The sequence below is a fragment of the Streptomyces sp. NRRL S-495 genome (genome assembly GCF_000966955.1).
Taxonomy (GTDB): Bacteria; Actinomycetota; Actinomycetes; order Streptomycetales; family Streptomycetaceae; genus Kitasatospora; species Kitasatospora purpeofusca.
Genome location: NZ_JZWY01000337.1, coordinates 1 through 2,829, shown reverse-complemented (window position 1 = coordinate 2,829; position 2,829 = coordinate 1). Strand labels below are relative to the sequence as shown.

3 protein-coding genes and 1 pseudogene are annotated in these 2,829 nt (G+C 71.9%); 2 read left to right on the top strand and 2 right to left on the bottom strand.

Going from position 1 to position 2,829, the window contains the following annotated elements:
* Nucleotides 1–223 (bottom strand): annotated as a pseudogene (locus VR45_RS18165) (hypothetical protein); the annotation flags it as partial.
* Between the two features lie 68 nt (nucleotides 224–291).
* Nucleotides 292–1,506 carry a serine hydrolase domain-containing protein gene (locus VR45_RS18160; RefSeq protein WP_045940834.1) on the bottom strand — a complete coding sequence of 405 codons (1,215 nt, stop codon included), beginning with the start codon at nucleotides 1,504–1,506 and terminating at the stop codon, nucleotides 292–294.
* A gap of 505 nt (nucleotides 1,507–2,011) precedes the next feature.
* Between VR45_RS18160 and VR45_RS47920 the strand changes: the two genes are divergently transcribed.
* On the top strand, nucleotides 2,012–2,173 hold the full coding sequence (locus tag VR45_RS47920; protein ID WP_199839687.1) for a hypothetical protein: 162 nt from the start codon (nucleotides 2,012–2,014) through the stop codon (nucleotides 2,171–2,173).
* A partial coding sequence (locus VR45_RS18155; protein WP_159394250.1) for a methyltransferase domain-containing protein occupies nucleotides 2,170–2,829 on the top strand: 660 nt, incomplete at its 3' end. The genes VR45_RS47920 and VR45_RS18155, both read left to right, overlap by 4 nt.

Here is a 2,829-nt window from a genome sequence, read left to right as displayed (position 1 = left end):
CCTCCGGCCCGCCGCCGAGCCCCGGCACCGCCAGCTCGGCCACCTCGAACCGGCCGCCGTCCCGAAGCTCCGCCGCCCCGGGCCTCGGCCGCGCCGCCGCGTCCCGCGCCTGCCGGGCGGCGAGGTTCTCCGGCGTGAGCGGCTCCCCCGCCCCCACCCCGGCGGCCCGCACCTCCGGGTCCACCGCCGGCGGGACCGCCCGCCCGCCGCCGTCACCGTTCACGACCCGCCCCTCCGTCCGGCCGGGGTGGGAGACCGGCCGGCCACCCACCCCTCGTCACCTCCCCGAGGCTACTTGCCGGGCGGGATGTTGTAGATGTGATCGGGCGTCACGATGCTGGTGACCGCCCTGCCGAGCAGCGTGCTGGGCTCCGAATTCTGCGCGGTGATGTCGGAGTTGAGCAGCAGCACCAGGGTCGCGCACTCCTCCGGCAGGTAGATGGTCAGGCTCTCGTAGCCGGGCAGCGAGCCGTTGTGGCCGATCCAGCCGCCGATGTTGAAGATCCCGAGCCCGTAGTCCGCCCCGGGGATCCCGGTCGGCAGCATCTTCAGCCGCTGCGCCTGGGTGGCGGGGGAGAGCAGGGTGCCGGTGGCGAGGTCCTTGGCCCAGTGCTTCAGGTCGCGCAGGTCGGAGACCATCGCACCCGCCGACCACGCCCAGGAGGGGTTCCAGTGGGTGGAGTCGGCGATCTCCCCGGACAGCGTCTGGTTGGTGTAGCCGTGCGCGTACGGCACGGGGAGCGAGGTGCCCTCCGGGTAGAGCGTGTGCCCCAGGCCGCTCGGCGCGGCGATCCGGTCATGGACGAACTGCTCGATGCTCTGCCCGCTCAGCTTCTCCACCAGTAGGCCGAGCAGGACGTAGTTGGTGTTCGAGTACTGGTAGCGGGTGCCGGGCGGGAACACGTTGTCGTGCTTGTACCCGTACGCGAGCAGCTCCTGCGGGGTGAAGACGCGCTGCGGGTCGCTCAGGAAGTCGTTCCCGAAGTCCTCGTCCGCGCTGTACGGGAACAGCCCGCTGCGCATCTCCAGCAGGTTGCGCACGGTGATGATCTCCCCGCACGGGACGCCGTCCAGGTAGGCGGCGATCGGCTCGTCCAGGCCGACCAGGCCCTCGTCCACCAACTGCAGCACGGCGGTGGCGGTGAAGGTCTTGGTCTCGCTGCCGATCCGCATGTTCAGCCGGCCCGTCATCGGCGTGCCGGTCTCCTTGTCGGCCACACCGAAGGAGCGGACGTACCGCCCCCGCCCCGGCAGCCACAGCCCGACCTGCACCCCGGGGATGCCCGCTTCCCCCATCACCCGCTGCACGGCCTCGTCGAGCCTCGCCCGCAGCTCCGGGCTCAGCTCCCGCGCCTCGTCCTCCTCCACGCCGCCGTACCCGGCGGGCGCGACCACGGGCACGGCGGCGGCCGCGAGCGTGGGCGCACCGGCCGCCGTCAGCGGCAGCAGCCCGGCAACGGCGAGCGCCGCCACGGCGAGCGTACGGACCGGCGAACGTCTTCTCATGATCCAGGGCCTCTTTCGGCTGGGGGACTCCGCCGCCGACCACGGCGACGAACCTCCGCGAACTACCCCGTCCACCTGTACGAACCATCATAAAAGCTACTGATCCACCCAGTCGGAGGATATGGGGCGCGATGAGGAAATCCGCTGCCGAGCTGTCCCGGCAACAGTGCGGGCCAGGTCCGGGGAGCAGCGCCGCCACCCGATCGTGTCCTCCAGGGCACCGTTGGCCAACGGCGCCCTGGAGGGGGTTCACTGTTCGCAGTCCGGGTCAGGACAGGAAGCACTGATGGACATCCCCGGGCACGCGACCGTGATCGAATTCCCCAGGCGCACGATGCGGTTCCTCCCGGAGGTGAACGGGGCAGCGGTCCCCTCGCTTGAGCGCCTGTTGCGGACCTGTGTCCCGGCACGGGACTTCGGCCCGCAGAACCTCGGCGGACCGGTAGGCAATGAGTCGATCGATCCTGCACCGGCCCGGTGGGCCGGCCAACACGATGGAGGCACAGTGAGCAAGCCGACGTTCGGCGGCAAGCACGGCGGCGGCACCGGTCCCGGTGACGGCGGCAAGCAGCAGGACGACAGCAACAAGGGCTCCGGCCACGGCGGTGGCGGTTCGGACGAGGGCGGCAACACCTCGGACGGTTCGGGCCCGGCGGGCGGCAAGTGACCGGCGGGACGCACCAGGAGGCGGGTCCGCACGGGCTCGCCTCCGCGCTGGTGGCCGGCGGCGCGCTCACCTCGGACTGGCTGCCGTCCTTCAAGGCCGTACCCCGCGAGTTGTTCGTTCCGGACCGAATCTGGCCCGGCATCGCGGACGGCACCCGGCAGAGCCCCGTCGTGGACCGGTTGCAGGATCCCGAGGCGTGGCGCGCGGCGGTCTACTCGGACATCCCGCTGACGACCCAGTGGGACGACGGAGAGCACGAGGGCGACGGTCTCGGCGCCACGCCGAGTTCTTCGAACTCGCTGCCCACCATGGTGTTCTCGATGCTCCAGGATCTGGAGGTCCGCCCCGGGAGCAGGGTGCTCGAGATCGGGTCCGGGACCGGGTGGAACGCGGGTCTGCTGGCCCACCGGCTCGGCGGCACCAACGTGGTGAGCGTCGAGTACGACCCGGAGGTGGCGCGCGGGGCGCGGGACAACCTGGATCGGGCCGGGCTGGATCCGATCACGGTCGAGGGCGACGGCCGGGCAGGCTTCGGGCCGGGCGCTCCGTACGACCGGATCATGGCCACCTGCTCCGTGCTGGAGATCCCTCCGGCCTGGCTGGAGCAGACGGCTCCGGGCGGGCTGATCGTCGCTCCGTTCGGCACCGAGTACGGC